Source organism: Paraburkholderia sp. MM5482-R2, assembly GCF_050436125.1.
Lineage (GTDB): Bacteria > Pseudomonadota > Gammaproteobacteria > Burkholderiales > Burkholderiaceae > Paraburkholderia > Paraburkholderia tuberum.
On the sequence record NZ_JBNDLP010000003.1, the window covers coordinates 1,288,463 to 1,307,603 of the forward strand.

Genomic DNA, 19,141 nt, shown 5'->3' on the forward strand with positions numbered 1-19,141 from the left:
AAACCGCAAAAAGCGGCAGACAAGATAAGATTCGATAGCCTTCTCGGCGGCGAGTCCGTACGCTTCATAGTAGGTGATAAATCTGTTCTTACAGCGGCTGTTCATTCGACGCTCGACGGTCGAATTGCCGATTTCGCCACGTAGGCCTTTCGTCAACCTCAACGTGAGGCTCGTCCATTTCTATCCGGTTTTCGAGTCGCGTCTCGAGCGCACCTGGCAGGCCTTTGCAGGGCCTTCCTGAAAGGACGGCTTCGTCGGAGCGCGTCGTATCCATCAACAGTGGCCAGCTTCCAGAGACGAAGCGGAACAGCATGGCACCGGCCGAAAAGCCGAGCAACGCGAGTGTCGCGCTGGCGGCTCCATCGAGCGTCGCCCCATCGAGTCCGCCGCCGGCTACCAGATTGTCCATTGAGAGCGCGAAGGGAAGTGCATTGATCAACCGCCTATCAAATCGCGCCGCGATCCCCAGTATGAAAACACAGCATAAATAAATCGCCAGGGCGGGTGGCGCAGCAAACGGATACCCGAGTATCGAACTGGCCGAAGACGCGAGCGCATCACAGACGCCGAACATTAGTGCAAGCTCCAGACGTCTGTTCCACGCGAGTGGCGACGCACCGATCGCCAGACAGCAAAGTCCGCTATCGATACTCAGAGAAAAGCACGAAGTCAGGAGGCTCATAAGTCTTTCCCCGCAGCGGAGTCAAGCAACGTGACGAGCGCACCTTCACGCCAGCGTCAGCACAAGCAATTCGCCGCCATAGGTCGGTACCAGTACGCGGCCGTCAACGGCGACAGGACGATTGAACTTTGGGTGCAGTACGTTCCAGTTCCAGTCCTGTGAATCCCAAAGCGGTAAGATCTCGCCGCTGCCATCGGCATAGCGTCCGAAGTCCTGGGCGTCGTAGGCAAGCAACCGGGTGTTGGTGATGGTCATGTTGGCATCACCGTAGGGGATCATCGCCCAGACGATCGCATCGCTACCCGTATTCGCGGACAATGCGATGCTCCAGCCAGGCATGCCACCGAAGGGCTCCGTGCATTCGGGCGAAGCATAAGCCTCGCTGCACGCGAGGTACTTCGACGACCTGTCGGGATTGAACTGCCACGCGCGCAGGTTGCCGTTTTCGCCCCCACAGAAATGCATCCAGCCTCGCGAGGCCGACTTCCATACGATCGGCGTGCCGTGCAGATGGTGCGTGCGATTCGCGGCGAAGACATTGAGCGCGGTGGAATTGGTCGGTGCGGGATCGACCGAGGGGTCGTAGTAGGTGTAGAGGATGGGCGGCGCCGAAAGCTTGCTGAAGTTTCCCGTCACGCGAGCGGGGGCGAGATCGGCCTGTGTCGTGTCGCCGGGAAGATCGAGCCGGATCGTGTAGAGAATGCCATCTTTGCCGGAAACCAACGCTATGCCGAGTTCCTCGATCAACACGATTCCCGACGAGCCGAGATCCTGATCGGACCAGGTGGCACCCATATCAGCCATGCCCAGCCGCGCCAGATGCGGACCGACACGGAAATTCGACGGCACGCGGGCAGGCAATAGCGCTGCCGCGGCTTCGCCTCCCGGATTCTCTCCAAGGCGACCATCGTCGGTCCATGGGGTCCACCAGCCGGTCACGGCGAATTTCGCGTTTGCGGTGCCGGCGGGCGGCGTATAGCGCAAACACACCACGCTTTCGCCGAAATCGTGCGAGCCGTCGAACTCGCCGTTTCCTGTCACGAGCCAGATCGAGCCGTCGCTCTGAATCGCCGGTGCCGAGCCGCTCATCCAGATGCCTGCGCCATTGCCGCGCGAGGTCGAGCACCAGCATGCGGTGCAGGCCCACCGACGTGTGTCGATTGCGATCAGCCAGCCGCGCGCTTCACCGCCGCTCTCCGCGATAGTCCCGAACGGGATCAGCACGGTCTCGTCGAGCAGCGCCAGTGCGCCGCGTTGCTTACGCTCCAAGGATCTGAACTCGAGCTTCGGTAGCCCGTCTCCCGGATCGAATTCGACGCCTTCGAGGTCGATCGCAGGATGGGTTTGGGCTCCCGTCGCGATGTCGAGCGACGCCACAAAGTGGTGTCCGTCCTTCCAGTCTCCGCTCGGACTGGACCAGTAGCACGCGTAAAGGCGTCCCTCCGCCGGATCGATGACCGGCGTCGAGAGGATGCCCCAGTGGACATTGATGGGGTGCGCGTCGATTGCATTCGATTCATTGATCGGCGGACCCAGATGCGTGCTCCAGAGCAGTTCGCCTGTGTCGGCATCCCAAGCATAAATCCGGTTTCCCATCGTCGCCTGAACGATGGTGTCGTGCGTTTCGCCACGAACTTTCGCGCTAGAAAGGTACAGCGGCTGTGCTTCTAGCCGCGGGTCATCCGGGGTACGCAGCACGAGCGCCTGTTTGAGTCCGCGGGCTCGCACCGCCGCGGGCGTGAGAACGATCTCGCCGGTGTTCGCGCCGGAGCGCGCTGTGTCGATCGAGCGGGTCGTCACGGATAGGGTCATGGCCGACTCTCCTCGAGCCGCCGCGCGCCGTCATAGGTGACGGTCAACTCATAGGGCATTGGTCCGGCGAGCCCCGACCCGGTCAGCGTGACCGTATGCCATCCGGCGGCGCGAGCAGTCACCCGGAGTGGAACGTGCGCGTGACCGTAACCGATCGTTTGGCGCCCGATGACTTGTTCGTCGGGTCCGGCGATTTCGAGCAGGGTCGACGCGCCGCGCGCCCATACCGTGTCATCCGGTTCAAGAAGCGCGCTTAGACTGCCTGAACCGGCATAGACGCGGGCGACATGTGTGGCGCCGGTCCGCAGCGCAGGCAAGTCAAGATCATCGGCACCGAAGAACGTTTGCGAGGTCGAGCGGAGCTGGGGCTCGAAAGCGGCTGCGTAGCCAGGCAGAGAAAAACAAAGGTAGCTTTCCCCGGACCCATATGCATTCGACGGGATCAGAAAGCTCGCGCGTCCGTACCCGTCTGTCCAGATGTCGGGGTGCTTGCCGGTATATTCGTGAAGACGTGCATGAGGGCCGAAACCTGTCTCACACGTGATCGAATGCGCGTTCATTGAATCGAAATTGAGCGCCGTCAACAACCCCGGATACCCGGTCCGATTCAGAACGATGACGTTCCCGTCGATGTACCGCGTGACAGTGTTTCCTGACGCCAGATTTTCGTGAATCCAGATCAGATTGTCGATCCAGGGTTTGAGGCCATATGCGCCGCGCCAAACGTCTTCGCCGAGATAGTCCTTGCCATAAACAAACGGATACCCTTCGGTCGTCAGGATGAAAGCATAGGCGAGCAGTTTGTTCGATACGATCTGCTCGCCAGGTGACGTGTCGGTATCGGGGTTATCGACGAATGTGCACGAGAGATACGGGCTCCAGCTCGCGTATCCCGCACCGTTCAGCGCGGCAACCTTGCCGCCGTCGCATGCGGCCTGAAGTGCCCAGTGAAGCGCGAAATCAGCGACCAGCGAACGGGACAGCATCGGCGCCTGCGTGACCCAGTCATTGAGTGCAGCAGGATTGCCGTCGAAGTATTCAGAGTAGGCGAACTTCGAAGCCATCGATTTCGAGCGCATGAATTTCGACACAAACGGCGCCCATGTGCCTTTGACGTCGTCGAAGCGCATACCGTCGGCATCGGTAGTGCGAAACAGCCAGTCCCCGAAGTCGATTGCATCGTGGAGCGTGTAGTCAGGTGGAACGCAATTCTGATAAACCTTTTCGCGGCCGAAAGGAAAATCGTCGCCAGGAGACGGGACCGCGTCCTCGGGACGAAAAGGCGGAATGGGATCCTGGTTGCCAGTGCCTCCGCGGAAGCAGCCTGGCTGCATGGGGCCACGTCCATTCAACGAATGGCCGTCCGCGCCCACATACCTGAAAACTCCCGGACCACCGTTCTCTCCAATCAACTGATGCAGGACGACGTCGAGATAGACATCGATGCCGACGGCGTGACAGCAGGCGATCATGCGGCGCAGCGCGTCCACGTTGCCGTAACGGGTAGGGGTACTGCCTTGTTGAGGTTTGTTCCCGAGGTCACGCAGGTCGAATACGCCGTAACCGTCACATCCCACTCCCGCACCACCTTGCGCCTTGCTCGCCGGAGGCAACTGGAGTGCCGTAAAGCCGACGCTACGCAAGTCTGTAGCCATGCCCGCAAGCCAGTCCCAAAGCCATGGCAAACCCGGAGCCGTGCCTGGTGCTGGAACGGTCACTATCTCACCACGCTCGTAAAATCGTCCCCATGCGATCAGAGCTACGCCCATTTCGCTTTCCTTTACGCTATACATCGAGCCAGTCACGTGGCCTGCGACGGACCACGATCCGTACCCTCGATGCACCTGCAATGCATTTGGCTGATGACGAGACGACGGGAGGCGGGAAATGTTCTCGCGACGGATGCGCAGTGGCGTTAGAAGCCGTCTGGCGCTATTGACTATTAATAGACGATCCTCACGTAGAAGCAAGACAAACATATAGGCTCTCGGAGCCTGGGCCTGCTGTATTCGGACGCGAGGGTGTGGCCGGCTGGAGCGGTTAGCGACGCGAGGAAGAACTCGGCATGTTTAATGACGCTTGACTTGGGTTTTGTCCGAAAGCGCACTCGCAGAACAGTGAGTTATCCGTTGGCGGGTGGGGCGGCATCGACGAACCCAACCACACGCCGTATTAAATGGTGTTCGTGAGTCGTCCTGCTCGTCATGAGGATGTGCCGTCGCTGCGTCCGTCGGCGGCGAGCAGAGTATTGAGCTCCTGCAGCATCGCCATGAGAGCCGCGGCGGCTGCCGCAACGAGCGTCGCTTCCGCGGCAGCCTCCGCCGCGGCCGCGAGAATCGCGAGAATGACATCGACGAGTGCGATGATAGCCGCCAAAAGAGCGGCCATTGCCGCCACCGCGACCGCAACGAACCCGGCGGCGATGACTGCGCGCGCCGCTTCGACGACACCCTGCATTGCCCTTATCAGCTCGGGCGGGCATCCGGAACCCTTTTCGAATGCCTTTATGCAATCGTTGTACATCGTGATCTTTTCGTTGATCTGCCGCATGTGGTTACGATTTCCCCCTCGAAAGCAGGCGTTGTCCAGTGCGACGCGCGCAGTGACCTCGGCCATGATCGCCGCGATCTTGAACGCGATGAAGGTGCAGGTATCTCCCGGTTTGCAACGGCCTACCATGTTGACGATCGCCTTCGCTGTCTCCACAGGAATCCGCATCCGGACATACTGAAGCGCAGTGCAGTCGCCCGGCGGCTCCAGGTCTTCGCCCGGAAGTGCTTGCGCATCTTCCGCAGGGAAACGCTGAATCGGGCGTTGCTCCGCTGCGGGCGTCAAAGATTGCCGGCCGGGGAGGATCGGTCGGTCGGCTCGCTTCACCTCCGGCGCCGCTCCCTGTTGAACGACATGTGTGAGTTCGTGTCCGGTCAGGACATCTCTGGCTGGAGTCCTTCCGTCCGCGAAAAAAATGTAAGACCCGTAGGTAAAGGCTTTCGCACCCAATTGCCGGCTGATTCGTCCAGCTTCGTGATCGGCGTGCACACGCACGTGGCTGAAGTCATGACCGAATCGCGGTTCGAAGAAGGCTCGCAATGACACATCGAGAGGCTGGCCGGATGACCGCAGCGCTTCGTGCGCATGGTCTCGCGCAACAGCGGATGCGTACGCCGGCGCGCGCTCCCGCATGGTGCGAATCTTCGCATCTTCTTCCTCGCAGGAAACGCATTTTCGGTGGATCTTTGGCGGCGCACTCGCGGCTCGCGAATCAAAGGAGTCAGATTCGGGCGAGCGCATGACCCGGTTGGCAATACGATCGGCCTCGTGCTCCAACGGATCATCCGGTGCGCCGACGACGAGTTTCGCCTGCGGTACGCCTCTAACAGGCATTGTGTCGAACGTTCTTTTGCAACGAACGGTGGTTGCTGAGGTAAAACCGACTGTCGATGGACGGCGTGATCCGAACGAATCGTCCATATTCCCATGCCAGGCCGTCGACCCGGACTCATTGCCGCGAGAGCGGTTGCCGTTTGCGTCCGCATGTCGCAAGCGAAGCATGGTTTGATTACCGACTCGCGGATGAGGCACGGGTGTCTGGGTGCTCTTCCCACGAGCGGGCAAGCGATCACTTGCCGTGAAGCGAGACAGCGCTTTCGGAACAGGCAGAGCGAACATATCCTTGGCCTCTCTCGAGAGCGGCTGGCGTGGGGCCAACACAAAGTCAGGCTAGGACTCCGGCCGAGGCAAGTCAAGGCGGCTGCCGGGACGAGCGCTGACGATTGAACAAGGGCCGTGGCCATTATTTTTGAATCACCGATTTGTGGTCCGACGCAGGCGCCGAATTCACGACATCGAGCGCTTGGGTCAATTGGCGGATACAGTCCAAATGCAAAATATCGAAAAGACCTGCCAGTACGCTTATGACTAACTACCGGCAAGATCCGCCACCTTAACCTCGAAACTCGCGTATTCGCCTACAAGGGCAAAAGCGAGTACTTGATCTGATAACCAGGTTCGCGGGTCAGGCCGGATGGATCGACGCTGTTTGCGGCCTGGATATGGCGCTTGAATCGGTTTTCACAATGGTGTTGACAGGTCTAAGGGATGTACTAATCTGGTCCATGTACGGTGGCTGCGGATTGGCTACTAGAGCTTTAGTGAGTCGATGCCGTCACAAAATAGCGTACTCAAATTAGATCGCTGAGTATCGCGCTTGGTCCACTAAAAATATTTAATTAGGCGGAACATTAAGCGATGTGACCATGCCAATCTAATTGGCACCAAATTTGTTCATGGCAAACCTCAGCATTTGCACTCCGAAATATATTCGGCGTTGAGGTTGGCCGAAATACAGGCGAGGGATGCAAGCGATGGCCTACTATCAGGCGCTGGGCACCGGCCCCGTTTCCTTCGTGGACAGCAATCAGAATCAGCAGCAGATTCCGCTGTCGGCCATCTACTTCGATGCAGGCGCTCCGAATGCGACCAATTGGCCCGGATATTCCGCAAACGCAACGGTGTTGCAAGCACTTCTGGCGAGCATGGTGGCGCAAGGGTACCTCGCTCCCGGAGTGCAAACCACGCCAACGATCGCGTTGACGATCGAGGCGACCGACGCAGGTTCGGCAGGCAATGCGATCACTGTTACGTTCTCCAATGTCGTAACGACGCCAGCACCGGGAAAATTCGACGTCGCAGTGAACGCGAAGCAGGTCTATCAAGGTTTGACCGAGGCGACGATAGGAGTGGCGCTGGGCACATCGCCCGCTACGGCGAATGGAATGGTGTATCTGCAGGCCATGAACACCGGTAAACCCGCCGCGTTCGCCGGTGCACTAGGGGGCGCGCCCAAGTACGAATACGTCGTGCCCGATGCCAATGGCAACGGTTCCGGTGCGTTCACGCTTGCGGCGGCCAGTCAGACGGCCGACGCGACTGCAATCCAGCTCGCGATCACGCTCGACCCCGCTCCCGCGCAGACGTTCACGTTGACCGCCAACTGGAGCAAGAGCGCGACGGATTTGACCGTCAACGCACTCACGACACCAGCAACCAATCCATTCGCAATGGTGGTGACGTTCAGCGGTCCCACAGACGGTCCGTTGCCGGCCCAAGGCACTCTGACGCTGTCGGGCGGTGGGCCCGCGGCGTCGACGGCTGCAACGCCGGCTACAGCGAACGTGCTTTCCTTGTAGACCAACCATGTATTCAGGAAGGAAACACATCGCGTCGCGTGGTGTACGTCGATGACGCGAGAGAGGGCCTCGGGCGCGATTCCGACTTGCCGGACTGCCTTCTTGTCGCGCCGCGTTATTGAGGTTAGCAGTTCACCGCTTGCTCGTGAGGTCCACTCATGTCTGCCACCTACAGTTATCCTGGCATCTATGTTCAGGAACTGCCTCTTAGCACTCACACGATCACGCCGGCTCCCACGTCGATTACCGCATTCGTGGGGTACACCCATCCCTGGAAGACCGTGGTGTTCAACACCGCCGTACAACTGTTCAGCTTCAGCGACTACGAAGCAAACTTTGGCGGTCTATACACCAGCGGCCTGATCGGAGCCGATGTGGCGCGGGCCGTCTATGCGTTCTTTCTGAACGGCGGGAACAACGCGTATGTGGTGGGATTGCAACCTGCGGCCATGCAGCCAGGGGGAACTCCGCCAATACAGTTCGGCAACCAGAGTGACAACCTCGGCTATACGGCGATGATCGCGCCGAACCCGTTGTCTCCGGACGTGGGCATGCTGTTTCAGGCGCTCGAACCCGCGGATATCGTGCCAATGAATGCCACGGTCGCCAACTTGCGCTCGGTGTCTCCTCCCAGTGGCCCCTACGTGCTGTTCGATCTGGTCATCAGCTATGGAACGCGTGTCGAGGTGTACCGCAGCCTGAACCTGACCATCCCGGCGGGTCAGGCAGGAAGCATCGACAAGGTGATCAATGGCGTGTCGACGCTCGTGACGGTCGGTTCCTGCGGAGGGACGAGTTACGGAGCGTTCCCATTGGCGAGCGGTGGGGCGCCCCCCGCGGCGCCGGCGGCCGCCAGGGCCACGTTCACGCTCAGCACGTTGCCGACGATGCCGGTTGCTTCGCCGCCGCCGGCGTTCAACACGAGTGGGTTGAACACCACCTTCAGCATCCAGGATTTTCTGCCGGTATTTCAGCAGAATTCGTCGCTCGATAACGTCGAAATATTCAATTTGCTGCTCGCTCCCGGCGTCGCGGACGTAACGGTGCTGAGCGCGGCACTCGCGTTCGCAGAACGCAAACGGGCATTCGCCATTGTCGATCCGCCGCAACAGGCGAGCGCATTTCCGATAGCCTCCGGGCCGGGCACCGGGTTGCCGGGCATCGCCACCCTGATCCCCACGATACCGGTCAGCCAGAACGGCGCAATCTACTTTCCGTATCTGAAGGCAACGGACCCGGTGAGCGGCATGGAGATGGCTGTGGCGCCGAGCGGCTACGTAGCCGGCGTATATGCGACTACGGATACATCCCGTGGGGTATGGAAGGCCCCAGCGGGGATCGGAACGCCACTGCTCGGCTCTACCGGGCCGGTCGCGTCGGGGGTGATGAACGATATGCAGCAGGGGGTGCTCAACCTCGCGTCGATCAACTGCCTGCGGTCGTTCGCGTCGACCGGGACCGTCGTTTACGGGGCGCGGACGCTGGTGTCGGCAAATCCGGCGTTCGAGCAGTCATGGTATGTACCGGTGCGACGCATGACGCTGTTCATCGAGCAGACGCTAGTGACGAACCTGAAGTGGGTTGTCTTCGAGCCCAACGACGAGCCGCTGTGGCTGGCGATTCGCAGTTCGATCGAGTCGTTCCTGCTGTCGCTATTCAACCAGCAGGCGTTGCAGGGAGCAACCCCGAGCGACGCATTCCAGGTGAAATGCGATGCGACGACGACGACACCCGACGACCAGCAGGCTGGCATCGTGAACATCGTGGTCGCCGTGGCGTTGTTGAAGCCGGCGGAGTTCGTGGTCATCAAGATCGCTCAACTGGCAGGGCAGACGTCGTAGCCCCGGTTTTGCATCCGCTGACCGGCGGTGCGCTCGGCGTGAAGCGGATTGAGCCACGCACGCGATTGACAGTTATGCGATCAGGAGTTCCAGGAGGGATGCGCGATGGGAAAGCCGTTTACCGTGAATGTGAACCGTTTCGACCCCTACAAGAGTTATCGGTTTCTTGTTTACTTCGGCACGTCGACGGCACCCGTCGCGGCAGTGAGTAAAGTCGGCGCGCTCAAGCGCTCGTCGGATGTGATCGAGTACAAGTCAGGCGGCGACCCGATCATTCGAAAGGGGCTGGGTCGCATGAAGTACGAGCCGATCACCCTGGAGCGAGGACTAACCGAGGACATGGATTTTGCGACGTGGGCGAATGCGGCGCAGGTGCTCGACAAGGGTGCGCCTGGCCAGTCGTTAACGAACCTTCGCAAGGAGGTCCGCATCGATCTGCTCAACGAAGAAGGTCAGCCGGTATGGCGGTTCTTCGTACATCGCTGCTGGGTGTCGGAGTATCAGGCACTGCCCGATCTGGATGCGGGTTCGAACGCAATTGCGATCGAGCACATCAAGCTCGAAAACGAAGGCTGGGAACTCGACACGACGCTCACCGAACCGCTGGAGACCTAGGCATGAAGCTGCCAGTGAGCGGTATCGACTTGCAGTTTCGGGCACCCGTGGGAAGCGATGACCTGGCCATTCTCGAAAGCGCGGGCAACGTGATGGAGCGAGCGGGCCTGGTCCTGGCGAGGCTTTCGTGCGTGGCCGAACGCGCGTCCGGCGCCAATGACCTGGCGTTCGGTGAGGCCGACTGGTGGGCCCAGTTGTCCGTAACGGACTTCGAGGTCGCGCTGCTCGGGTTGCGCCGCCATCTTTTCGGGGACGAACTGACGTGCATGTCCCGCTGCAGGGCGCCAACGTGTGGAGCGCGGATGGAACTGGCATTGTCGATTACGAGCTTTTGCGCCGACGTGAGGCCGAAGCTGCCGAGGCAGGTCGAACGCTGCGGCGAACCCGCAGGGTGGTTCAGGCTGCGCGAATATGACGCCGATGAAATCCGCTTTCGCCTGCCTTCTGTGGCAGACCAGACAATCGTGTTCGGACAACCCTCAGCGCGAGCGTTGTTGGCCGGACGGTGCATCGACGCGCACGGTGGCGCGCGCGCTGTCGCGCGTGTCGAGCGAGCCATGGAGGCGATGGCACCGATCGTGTCGCGGCCGCTGACTGGGCAATGCACGGAATGCGGCGCAGCGATGACGATGCGGTTGCATGTGCCACAACTGGTCGTCGACGAACTGAAGATGGCGGCGACGGGCGTGCACGAAGAGATTCACGCGATTGCAAGGACGTACCACTGGGACGAGCAGTCGATTCTGGCGATGCCGCAGAGCAGGCGGCAGGCGTATGCCGATACGATCCGACATTGCGAACAGGCGTCGTCATGAAGTCTCCAGCCACGCTCACTCGAGGCTATCTGAGCACGCTCGCCGAGCCAGTGCGACCGGGGGAATCCGTGCTTGCGGCCCGGCGCAGCGGTCGTACCTACGTGCGCGCGGGCGAGCCCGTCACGCCGCCGGAGATCCATGAAGAACGGGCTGGGCGGCCTCGGACGGAAACGCCTCAGGGAGACGGGCGAACGTCGCCGGGCGGTATCCCACCGTATCAGCCAGCCAGCACTGCTGATGATGCGGGCCGAGGTGCAGTCGAGCACGACACGCGACGCGTCGAGGAGCAGCCCATAAGCGGCGGACCGCGCGATGACGAGGGAGTGCGACGAAAACCATTGAATGCTCAGGCAAACGAGCGGGCAGCGAACCAGGATGCGCCGTCTGCCTATCCTGCACGGCCCGGAACCACAACCGTTCGTTTGGAAGCCGCCGCGATAGCGAGTCCGGGCGTCGACGAGCTGTGCAGCCGCGCGACCACTGCGTCTGATGGAAGCACGGGGCCGGTGCCGCGGATAGTGTCCCGAGATGAGTCACGCTCGATGTCCGATCCGAAAGAAGTATTGCAGCAGGTGCAGGCGCCAGTGCCGTCGGCGCAGCCGTGGCATGCAAACCGCGATAACGTCGCCGCGCCGCTTGCCGCGATCTCTCGCACTGCGCGTGAAGGAGGACGGTCGCCCGGTTTCGCGCTCGGACCGGTCAATGAAGCTCGCGAGGCTCGCGCCGCGCGCGTGCATATCGGCACGGTGGAAGTGCGGGTTACATCGGCGACAGCGCCCGCGTTGCCACAGTCGGTTGATTCGTCACCGGCGGCTGAAAGCCATGACTCGCTGTCTCATGCCCGCAAGCGGATGGCATCGGCGGACATGCAGCCACTCGCGCGTGGGCTGGCCTGGCGCTATGGACTCGTGCAGGGGTAGTGGGCATGGCTTGGTCAGTCGACGATCTGGCGAGTATCACTGACCTGCTGGTGACGCAACTGACCGCGGCAGTCAAGGCCTCGCCTGAGTATCAGAAGCACGCCTTTCCGTTCGAGGTGTCGGGCCTGATGCCGGCTGTCTCCCGCACGGACGGCAACAACGTGATGAGTTTTTATCTGCTGCACGTGGCGCGCGATCCGTACTGGCGGAACACACCAGTACAGGGACAGCGCGGCCAGCCGAACGTGTCGCAGCCGCTCAGTCTGAATCTTTCGTATTTGCTGACGAGCTATGCGGAAAAGAACTGGTTCATGGAGCAGTACCTCATGAGCGTGGCCCTCGAGTATTTCCACGCGAACCCGATCTACCGGAGCGCGACGGCCGAATTCACGGTGACGGTCGAGGCCGACACGATCGACGAGATGAGCCGGCTATGGCAGGCGATTGCGGTGCCGATCCGGCTGTCGGCACTGTTTCGTGTCGCGGTAGTTTTCCTTACTCCACCGACATTGCCGCCGGCCCAGGTGCGCCCGCCGGTGGTGAGCACGTTGAGCGTGGGTCCCGATCTGAATGCGCCGCCGCCACGCCCTGCCATCGAGCCGCAACTCTATGGCGTTGCGCTGCAGGTTGAATACCGGGTGCCACCACCGGCCGTTGCGCAGATCCAGACCACCAACGCAACGCAAGAGGGCCTGGCCGACCAGGTGAGCACGCTCGCGGGGCAGGCGGTCGCGGTGGCGGGCGAACGTGTGCGTGCACGTGGCATCGGGCTTGACGAGCCCGATGCGGGCGCCGTCTTCCTGAGTGCGGGCGGGACCGAGTGGCCGGTGACGGCGTGGCGGATATTGGGAACCTCTGCCTCTGGGACGGCTGGCGACGCCGACGAGTTGGTCCTGAGCCTGCCGGCTGCGTATGGTGCGGTTCCCGGTGCCGGGACGGCGCTCGCGAACACACCGCTGCCCGGGCTGTATCAATTGACGGTAGGCAATGCGGGATCGGCGTTTCGCAGCAACCCGGTCCCGTTCGCGATCGCGCCGTTGGTGACCGGGATCGGTGCGGGCGGCTCGCTCATCACGCCTGACGCGAGCGGGCTCTACACGATGACCGTGAGCGGCCTTGTCAGCGGCGCGACGAACGTCCTGCTCGAGACAGTCGCGCTGGCGATCGGAGCGACGGCGGTTCCGGGCACCGCAGTGGTGGATGCAGCCGCTGGCAAGGTGGCGTGGATGCTGCCGGCGCTGTCCGGTTTTGCCTCGGGCACCTTCGCGCGGGTGAGGGTAGTGGTCAATTCAATCGAGGCGCCGCCAGCTTGGTGGGTGCAGATTCCATGAACATGAGAAGCACGAGTGGCGCCGGATGGGCCATACAGACGACAGCGTGCGCCGGTTCCGTTGTGCCCGGCGAGACCGGCGCCGGCACCGCGGCGGCGATCCTGGCGCGCGTGCGGACATGGGCGCGGCTACGCGTGGTATGGGCCGAGCGATTGTGGAGCGAAGGCCAGACGAGCTTCGACCAGGGGCTGGCGATCACCTCGGGCGAAGTACGGCGAATCCTCACTGAGCCTGACGTACAGGCAGAGCGTTTCGAACAGTTTCTGCGGGAAGACGATATCGCACCACTGTTGCGGGCCGCTGAAGCGGCACGGGCAGCGCTGTTGTCGAACCCGTTCTGGAACTGGATCGCGCAGTTGTTCGGTTTGAACCCGATCGAGCGCGATCTGCTTTGCCTGCTGATCGCCGTGGAGATCGACCCGCGCCTGGGCCGGGTGCTGGCGTACCTCGCGGACGACACTCAGGCGCTTCATCCGTCGCTGGAGGCAGCCGCAAGTCTGTTCGCACTGCGTGAGCAATTGCCGATCTGCGTCGCGATGCCGGTGGCTGCGCTGCAGCGCTGGAGGCTTGCCCGGCCGTGCCACGGCGCGCAGGCATCGCAGGTACGCGCGGCGTGGCAGGTGGACGCGGCGGTTGTAGCGTCGGTGATCGCCGAGGAATGGGTCGAGCCGGAACTCGGGCAAGCGGGGCAGATGATCGGCCTCGAGCATGCGCAACGGCAGTCGTGTCTTTATCCGGAGGTCCTCGCTGGGATGCTGTGCCTTCCGTTCGTCCGACGCCTCGCCACTGCGCCCGATGCAAGCGATCACGCTAGCGCGGGGGACGAAATCGCGCTGGTCGGCCCCGACGGCGCCGGCCGCCAGACCCTTGCCGCACAATTCGCGGCAGCACTCGGCAGGCCGCTCCTTGCAGTTGACGTATCGATGCTGCCGGGTCTTGCAGACGAGCCCGCCGCGGACGCAGCAAGGGCGCTCGATGCGTTGGTGCGCGCGGCGCGGCTCTCGCATGCGACGGGGGCCGTGCTGTACGCGCGCGACGCGGATGCCGCGCCGGCGGCAGCCTGGATCGAAGCCCGCAGGCTTGCCGGGTTGGGTGTGCGCGGGGCAAAGGTAGCGCCGGCGGGCACTGCGTGCACGTTCGTGCTGCCGCCGCTTGCGACGGCGCGAAGAGTCGAAGTGTGGACGCAATATAGCGACGCGCCACCGGCGGCAGTGGTGCGGATGCAGCGCTTGACCCCAGCGGAAATCCGCCACGAGGCGCAGGCCGCAGCGGCGTCGCTCCAGCGGTCCGCACCAGCGCGCCGGGCACCGGTGCAGCACGAGCTGGTGCACTTGCTGCCGTGTCCATACGAGTGGGATGACCTCGTCGTCGCGCCCGAATTGCGGCGCGAGCTGGAGGACTTCGGCACTCAGGTGAGGCTGCGATGGGAAGTCTTCGAGGAGTGGGGCTTCCAGCGGATCGCGCCGCTCGGGCAGGGCGTGAGCGCACTATTCGGCGGCCCGAGCGGCACCGGCAAGACTATGGCTGCGCAGGTGCTGGCACGCTCGTTGGGGCTCCACTTGTATCGGGTGGATCTGGCGGGCGTGGTGAACAAGTACATCGGCGAGACCGAGAAACGGCTGCGCGACGTGTTCGATGCATGCGAACAGCCCGGCGCGCTGCTGTTCTTCGACGAGGCAGACGCGTTGTTCGGGAGCCGGATGCAGGCAAAGGACGCACACGACCGGTTCGCCAATATTGAAATCGACTATCTGCTGCAGCGAATCGAAGCATTCAACGGGATCGCGATTCTGGCGACGAATCGCAAGAACGATCTCGACACGGCGTTCCTGCGCCGGCTGCGCTTCGTGATGGATTTCCTGCTGCCCGGCAAGCCGGAGCGGCGCGTGCTGTGGCGAAAGGCGCTGCTCGCGCGATCGCCAGGCGGCGACGTGATCCTCGATGTCGATGATGTCGATGTCGAGCGGCTTGCCGAGCACATGGAGGTCAACGGCGCGCAGATCAAGGCGATTGCACTCGGCGCGGCGTTCCTCGCGCGCAACGAGGGCAAGAGAATCGACATCTCGCATATCGAACTGGCGGCGCGGCGCGAGCTGGCCAAACAGGGACTGCGGCCGCGCTCGCCGTTTCGCGATGCGACGTTGCCGTGATGCACCGGGCGTAACCCGAACTCGCAGGAGGTTGGCGTGATGGACGACATATCGATCGATCGGCTGGTGCTGGAGGTGCCGGGGCTGGATGCCGGTGAGGCGGCGCGACTGGCCCGTCAGGTCGGCGCAGGTCTCGCAGCAGGCGCGGCGGCGGGTGGCGCGGGAGACTTCGACATGCTGGCCGTCTGGCTGAACGGCGGAACCGGGGGCGCGGATCTGCCACGGCTCGCGGCTCAGATCGTCGGCCAGTTGCTGCAGCAGATCGGTTAGGTGAGTCATGGCCGGTCAATACCTGCGCGGTGCGTTGATCGAGTTCACGGAGAGTTTTCCGCTTCCCGTGCCTAACGTGATCCTGTTCCAGTACAACCCGGAAACGATGACCCACACATGGACGCCGGCGAAGTCGGGTGGCAGCAACGCACCAGGGCAGAACCCTAGCAATCCGCTCGCGGTCACGGGTCCGCCGGAAGAAGCGTATTCGTTCACGCTAGCGATGGATTCCAACGACACCATCGAAGATGGCAGCGCCGTAACGAGTGGCCTCGCGACTGCAAGTGGCTTGTATCCACGCCTGGCCGCGCTGGAGATGCTGCTATTTCCGACCGCGCCGCCGGGCGGTGGGCTCGTGGGGACGGTGTCGTCCGCGTTGGGGCTCACAGCCGCAGCGTCGGCAAGTGCGGTGCCGGCGGCGCAGTTGCCAACCGTGCTGTTCGTGTGGGGACCGGAGCGGATCGCACCGGTGCGCGTGACGACACTGACGTTCACCGAAAAAATCTACGCCGGCACCCTGCTGCTGCCGACTCATGTCGAAGCGCAGATCTCGCTGAAGGTGCTCACCGCACCGGAACTGAAGTACGTCAATGGACCGCTGGGCACACTGGCGAATGCCGCTGCGACTTATTCGAGCGGATTTCGGCAGGCGATGGCACTGGCGAACCTGGCCAACAGTGTGGAGTCGGTGGCGGGCATGCTGCCTATCTAGTCGTCGTAAAGCCGTGCAGCCCGGAGGCCGCATGTTTGCGAAGAACAGCCGTTACGCGAAGCTCGTGCCCTATACCGTCACGCTTGCCGACGCTCGGGTGGTGACAGCGACGCGCCTGCCGATGCCGCCGATGCAACTGGCGCTCGCGGGCTATCACACGCGTGTACAGGGCGATCGTCTCGACCTGCTGGCCGCACGCTATCTGCAGGACGCGACCCTGTTCTGGAAGCTGTGCGACGCGAATGGGACGTTCGCGGCAGCGGCCCTCGAAGCCCGTCCGCTGATCGGCATCCCTGCGGGAGGCCAGTGATGAGCAGTAGCCCTTTTTCCGCCGTTGCTGGCAACACGTTTTCGATCATGGCGAACGGCCAGACTGCGGCGGATCTGGCGAATGGAATGGCCGAACTCGACGTGGAAGAGAACGTGGACATGCCGAGCGCTTTTTTGCTCACCTTGCCGGTGAACGTCACGGCCCCCGGCGACTATGACACCGTCAACGATGCACGGCTCGCGCCGCTTTCGAACCTGTGCATCACGGCAACAGCGAGCGATGGGCAGGCGCAGTGCCTGATCGATGGTTACGTGCTCGCGCAGACTACGCATCTCGATACGGGTGCAGTGGGTAGCACGCTCAAGGTCTGGGGACTGGACGCGACGTGGCTGCTGAACACGACGGAGCGCGCGAAAGAGTGGGCGGACGTGACCGATGGCACCGTGGCGAATACGATCTTCGGCACATACGGGGTGACGCCGGATGACGCGAACCTCACGGACGACTCGCCAGCGCATACGTCGGACGGTCACACGCTGATGCAGCGGTGCACGGACGCGCAGTTCCTGCGTATGCTCGCGCGGCGCAACGGCAAGCTGTTCCGGATCTATTGCACAGATACGCCCGGGCAGCGCACGGGCACGTTCGCGAAGCCGTCACTGGATGGTGATCCCGTTGCGGTGTTGACGCTGAACGATGCGACGGCGGCCACGGTGGATGCGCTGGACATCTCGTGGGACGTGATGCGGCCATCGGCCACCACGGCGATGCAGGCACTGTTCACGAACAGCGATCCGGACGGCGCAGGCGGCACCCTCACCGACACGGGGCTGGACCCGCTGCAGGCGCGCACGCTGGCTACGTTCGCAGGCGCCCCGGTGACGTCGATGCTCACGGCGACCGTGGATGACGGGCAAGAACTGACCGAGCGGGCGCAGTCGGTGCTGATCGAGGCAGGCTGGTTCGTGCGCTGCCAGGGAACGACGGACGCGAACCGGTTAGGGACGATTCTGCGAGCCGGGACGCTCGTTCAACTCAACGCGGCGGGATCGCTGCACTCAGGCCAGTACTACGTGTGGAGCGTGCGGCACAAAATCACCGCGCAGGAGCACACGATGGACTTCGTTCTGCTACGCAATGCGGTGGGCGCAACCCCGGGCGCGGGCCTGCTGCCGGGAGGGCTGGGCTCATGAGCGACGGTAACGAGATGCTGCTCGGGGAGTTGCTGGACCGCGTGCGGAACCGCTTCTACGGCAAATATCGCGGGGTCGTGACCGACGTCGATGCCGCCACTATGCGGGTCAAGGCGTCGGTACCCGCGGTGCTGCCGCTCGCCGGCACCGGCTGGTGCATGCCATGCGTCCCCTACGCGGGGCCGAACGTCGGCATCCTGATGTTGCCGGACGTGGGCAGTGGCGTATGGATCGAGTTCGAAGGCGGCGACGTATCGTATCCGATCTGGGTGGGCGCTTACTGGCACGCGGGCGAAGTGCCCTCGCAGGCGAGTGCCACCGTGAAAAGCATCGTGACGCAGGCTGGGTCGCTCTCGATGGACGGTGACGCGGGCAGCGTGACGCTCGCCGACACGAACAGCAACACGGTGGTCCTCGATTCGGACGGCGTGACGAGCACGTCGGGATCGAGCCAGGTCGCGATCGGGGCGACCGGCGTGAACATGAACAATGGCGCGCTCGAGGTTTCATGATGCCAGCGCTACTAACCGGTTCGAGCACATTGATGTGCCCGCACGGCGGCACCGTGATGGCGTTGCCCGGGCAGACGCGGGCGGTTGCGATGTCGCCGCTGCTGCGCGCGTCCGACACCTTCACGGTAGCGGGATGCCCTTTCAGCGTAGGGAGCGTATTGAGTCCATGCGTGAGCGTGCAGTGGGTCCAGGCCGCGGCGCGCGTGCGCGCAGGTGGCGATTTCGTGCTGAACGAAGCGAGCGTCGGCCTGTGCCTCGCCGCGACCCAGGCGCCGCAGGGTACCGTGCTGGTGGTATCGACACAGGCGATGGCGGAGGCGCTATGAACGCCTTGTTCACGCGCACGGCCTTGCCAGCGCCACGGAGCGCACATCCGGGCTGGCATCGCAATCAACCATGCAGCCCGCGACGGAGGATGCCATGATGCGCCGCGACCTGCGGTATCCGTTCACGATCGACGCGGCCTCGGGGCAGGCCGCGCAGACCGGCTATGCGAGCCACGTGGCGCAGATGATTCAGCAGGTCCTGCTAACGGATCCAGGCGAGCGGGTGTGCCTGCCTACGTTCGGGGCGGGTCTGCGACGCTTGCTGTTCGCGCCGTTGAATGCGTCGTTGGACTCGACGACGAAGCTGGCCGTGACGCAAGCGCTCAACCTGTGGCTCGCCGACCAGATCAGCGTCCGGGACGTGACAGTCGCGACAGCGTCGAGCTCCACCAGTACCCCGTTGACGGGAGCACCGCTGCCCGACAGCGCGATCCTGATCCAGGTCACCTACGTGCTGCTCGAGACGCAGACGGTCGCCCAGACTCAGGTACAGGTGATCTGA

General features: G+C 62.9%; 18 protein-coding genes. 14 read left to right on the forward strand and 4 right to left on the reverse strand.

Going from position 1 to position 19,141, the window contains the following annotated elements:
• Positions 1 to 88: 88 nt before the first annotated feature.
• From OKW37_RS28110 to OKW37_RS28125, 4 genes are all read right to left on the reverse strand, one after another.
• Positions 89 to 682 carry a hypothetical protein gene (locus OKW37_RS28110; RefSeq protein ID WP_429402856.1) on the reverse strand — a complete coding sequence of 198 codons (594 nt, stop codon included), beginning with the start codon at positions 680 to 682 and terminating at the stop codon, positions 89 to 91.
• Positions 683 to 727: 45 nt separating this feature from the next.
• Positions 728 to 2,494, reverse strand: coding sequence for a PQQ-binding-like beta-propeller repeat protein (locus tag OKW37_RS28115; protein ID WP_429402857.1), 1,767 nt, complete (start codon positions 2,492 to 2,494; stop codon positions 728 to 730).
• Positions 2,491 to 4,263, reverse strand: coding sequence for a hypothetical protein (locus OKW37_RS28120; protein ID WP_429402858.1), 1,773 nt, complete (start codon positions 4,261 to 4,263; stop codon positions 2,491 to 2,493). Before OKW37_RS28120 ends, OKW37_RS28115 begins: the two co-directional genes overlap by 4 nt.
• Before the next feature lie 433 nt (positions 4,264 to 4,696).
• Positions 4,697 to 5,965: a DUF4157 domain-containing protein gene (locus OKW37_RS28125; RefSeq protein ID WP_429402859.1), complete on the reverse strand. Its 1,269-nt coding sequence runs from the start codon at positions 5,963 to 5,965 to the stop codon at positions 4,697 to 4,699.
• Positions 5,966 to 6,858: 893 nt separating this feature from the next.
• Here OKW37_RS28125 and OKW37_RS28130 point away from each other — a divergent pair.
• The 14 genes from OKW37_RS28130 to OKW37_RS28195 all read left to right on the forward strand — a co-directional run bounded on the left by OKW37_RS28130 (position 6,859) and on the right by OKW37_RS28195 (position 19,141).
• Entirely contained in the window at positions 6,859 to 7,683 is an 825-nt protein-coding gene (locus OKW37_RS28130; protein WP_429402860.1) for a hypothetical protein, read from the forward strand.
• A 158-nt stretch (positions 7,684 to 7,841) separates the two neighbouring features.
• Positions 7,842 to 9,524, forward strand: coding sequence for a phage tail sheath family protein (locus tag OKW37_RS28135; RefSeq protein WP_429509982.1), 1,683 nt, complete (start codon positions 7,842 to 7,844; stop codon positions 9,522 to 9,524).
• Positions 9,525 to 9,629: 105 nt separating this feature from the next.
• A complete protein-coding gene (locus OKW37_RS28140; RefSeq protein ID WP_429402862.1) occupies positions 9,630 to 10,139 on the forward strand; it encodes a phage tail protein in 510 nt (169 codons plus the stop codon).
• Positions 10,140 to 10,141: 2 nt separating this feature from the next.
• The gene (locus OKW37_RS28145; RefSeq protein WP_429402863.1) at positions 10,142 to 10,954 is read left to right on the forward strand and encodes a hypothetical protein; all 813 of its coding nucleotides are present in this window, start codon (positions 10,142 to 10,144) and stop codon (positions 10,952 to 10,954) included.
• A 542-nt stretch (positions 10,955 to 11,496) separates the two neighbouring features.
• Entirely contained in the window at positions 11,497 to 11,874 is a 378-nt protein-coding gene (locus tag OKW37_RS28150) for a hypothetical protein (RefSeq protein WP_429402864.1), read from the forward strand.
• Between the two features lie 50 nt (positions 11,875 to 11,924).
• Complete coding sequence (locus OKW37_RS28155; RefSeq protein WP_429402865.1) at positions 11,925 to 13,205, forward strand: Pvc16 family protein; 1,281 nt, start codon at positions 11,925 to 11,927, stop codon at positions 13,203 to 13,205.
• Complete coding sequence (locus OKW37_RS28160; protein ID WP_429402866.1) at positions 13,202 to 15,355, forward strand: ATP-binding protein; 2,154 nt, start codon at positions 13,202 to 13,204, stop codon at positions 15,353 to 15,355. Before OKW37_RS28155 ends, OKW37_RS28160 begins: the two co-directional genes overlap by 4 nt.
• A 36-nt stretch (positions 15,356 to 15,391) precedes the next feature.
• Positions 15,392 to 15,625, forward strand: a complete 234-nt coding sequence (locus OKW37_RS28165; RefSeq protein WP_429402867.1) for a hypothetical protein — start codon at positions 15,392 to 15,394, stop codon at positions 15,623 to 15,625.
• A 7-nt stretch (positions 15,626 to 15,632) separates the two neighbouring features.
• Positions 15,633 to 16,337, forward strand: coding sequence for a hypothetical protein (locus OKW37_RS28170; protein ID WP_429402868.1), 705 nt, complete (start codon positions 15,633 to 15,635; stop codon positions 16,335 to 16,337).
• A 31-nt stretch (positions 16,338 to 16,368) separates the two neighbouring features.
• Positions 16,369 to 16,647: a LysM domain-containing protein gene (locus tag OKW37_RS28175; RefSeq protein WP_429402869.1), complete on the forward strand. Its 279-nt coding sequence runs from the start codon at positions 16,369 to 16,371 to the stop codon at positions 16,645 to 16,647.
• Positions 16,647 to 17,801, forward strand: coding sequence for a hypothetical protein (locus OKW37_RS28180; protein ID WP_429402870.1), 1,155 nt, complete (start codon positions 16,647 to 16,649; stop codon positions 17,799 to 17,801). The genes OKW37_RS28175 and OKW37_RS28180 overlap by 1 nt, the downstream gene beginning before the upstream one ends.
• Positions 17,798 to 18,313: a phage baseplate assembly protein V gene (locus OKW37_RS28185; RefSeq protein WP_429402871.1), complete on the forward strand. Its 516-nt coding sequence runs from the start codon at positions 17,798 to 17,800 to the stop codon at positions 18,311 to 18,313. The genes OKW37_RS28180 and OKW37_RS28185 overlap by 4 nt, the downstream gene beginning before the upstream one ends.
• On the forward strand, positions 18,310 to 18,639 hold the full coding sequence (locus tag OKW37_RS28190; protein ID WP_429402872.1) for a hypothetical protein: 330 nt from the start codon (positions 18,310 to 18,312) through the stop codon (positions 18,637 to 18,639). The genes OKW37_RS28185 and OKW37_RS28190 overlap by 4 nt, the downstream gene beginning before the upstream one ends.
• A gap of 94 nt (positions 18,640 to 18,733) precedes the next feature.
• Entirely contained in the window at positions 18,734 to 19,141 is a 408-nt protein-coding gene (locus OKW37_RS28195; protein WP_429402873.1) for a GPW/gp25 family protein, read from the forward strand.

Bases quoted from the DNA above. Each gene is read 5' to 3' on its own strand.
- OKW37_RS28110 (WP_429402856.1), bottom strand. From the start codon at position 682: ATGAGCCTCCTGACTTCGTGCTTTTCTCTGAGTATCGATAGCGGACTT.
- OKW37_RS28115 (WP_429402857.1), bottom strand. From the start codon at position 2,494: ATGACCCTATCCGTGACGACCCGCTCGATCGACACAGCGCGCTCCGGC.
- OKW37_RS28120 (WP_429402858.1), bottom strand. From the start codon at position 4,263: ATGGGCGTAGCTCTGATCGCATGGGGACGATTTTACGAGCGTGGTGAG.
- OKW37_RS28125 (WP_429402859.1), bottom strand. From the start codon at position 5,965: ATGGACGATTCGTTCGGATCACGCCGTCCATCGACAGTCGGTTTTACC.
- OKW37_RS28130 (WP_429402860.1), top strand. From the start codon at position 6,859: ATGGCCTACTATCAGGCGCTGGGCACCGGCCCCGTTTCCTTCGTGGAC.
- OKW37_RS28135 (WP_429509982.1), top strand. From the start codon at position 7,842: ATGTCTGCCACCTACAGTTATCCTGGCATCTATGTTCAGGAACTGCCT.
- OKW37_RS28140 (WP_429402862.1), top strand. From the start codon at position 9,630: ATGGGAAAGCCGTTTACCGTGAATGTGAACCGTTTCGACCCCTACAAG.
- OKW37_RS28145 (WP_429402863.1), top strand. From the start codon at position 10,142: ATGAAGCTGCCAGTGAGCGGTATCGACTTGCAGTTTCGGGCACCCGTG.
- OKW37_RS28150 (WP_429402864.1), top strand. From the start codon at position 11,497: ATGTCCGATCCGAAAGAAGTATTGCAGCAGGTGCAGGCGCCAGTGCCG.
- OKW37_RS28160 (WP_429402866.1), top strand. From the start codon at position 13,202: ATGAACATGAGAAGCACGAGTGGCGCCGGATGGGCCATACAGACGACA.
- OKW37_RS28170 (WP_429402868.1), top strand. From the start codon at position 15,633: ATGGCCGGTCAATACCTGCGCGGTGCGTTGATCGAGTTCACGGAGAGT.
- OKW37_RS28175 (WP_429402869.1), top strand. From the start codon at position 16,369: ATGTTTGCGAAGAACAGCCGTTACGCGAAGCTCGTGCCCTATACCGTC.
- OKW37_RS28180 (WP_429402870.1), top strand. From the start codon at position 16,647: ATGAGCAGTAGCCCTTTTTCCGCCGTTGCTGGCAACACGTTTTCGATC.
- OKW37_RS28185 (WP_429402871.1), top strand. From the start codon at position 17,798: ATGAGCGACGGTAACGAGATGCTGCTCGGGGAGTTGCTGGACCGCGTG.
- OKW37_RS28190 (WP_429402872.1), top strand. From the start codon at position 18,310: ATGATGCCAGCGCTACTAACCGGTTCGAGCACATTGATGTGCCCGCAC.
- OKW37_RS28195 (WP_429402873.1), top strand. From the start codon at position 18,734: ATGATGCGCCGCGACCTGCGGTATCCGTTCACGATCGACGCGGCCTCG.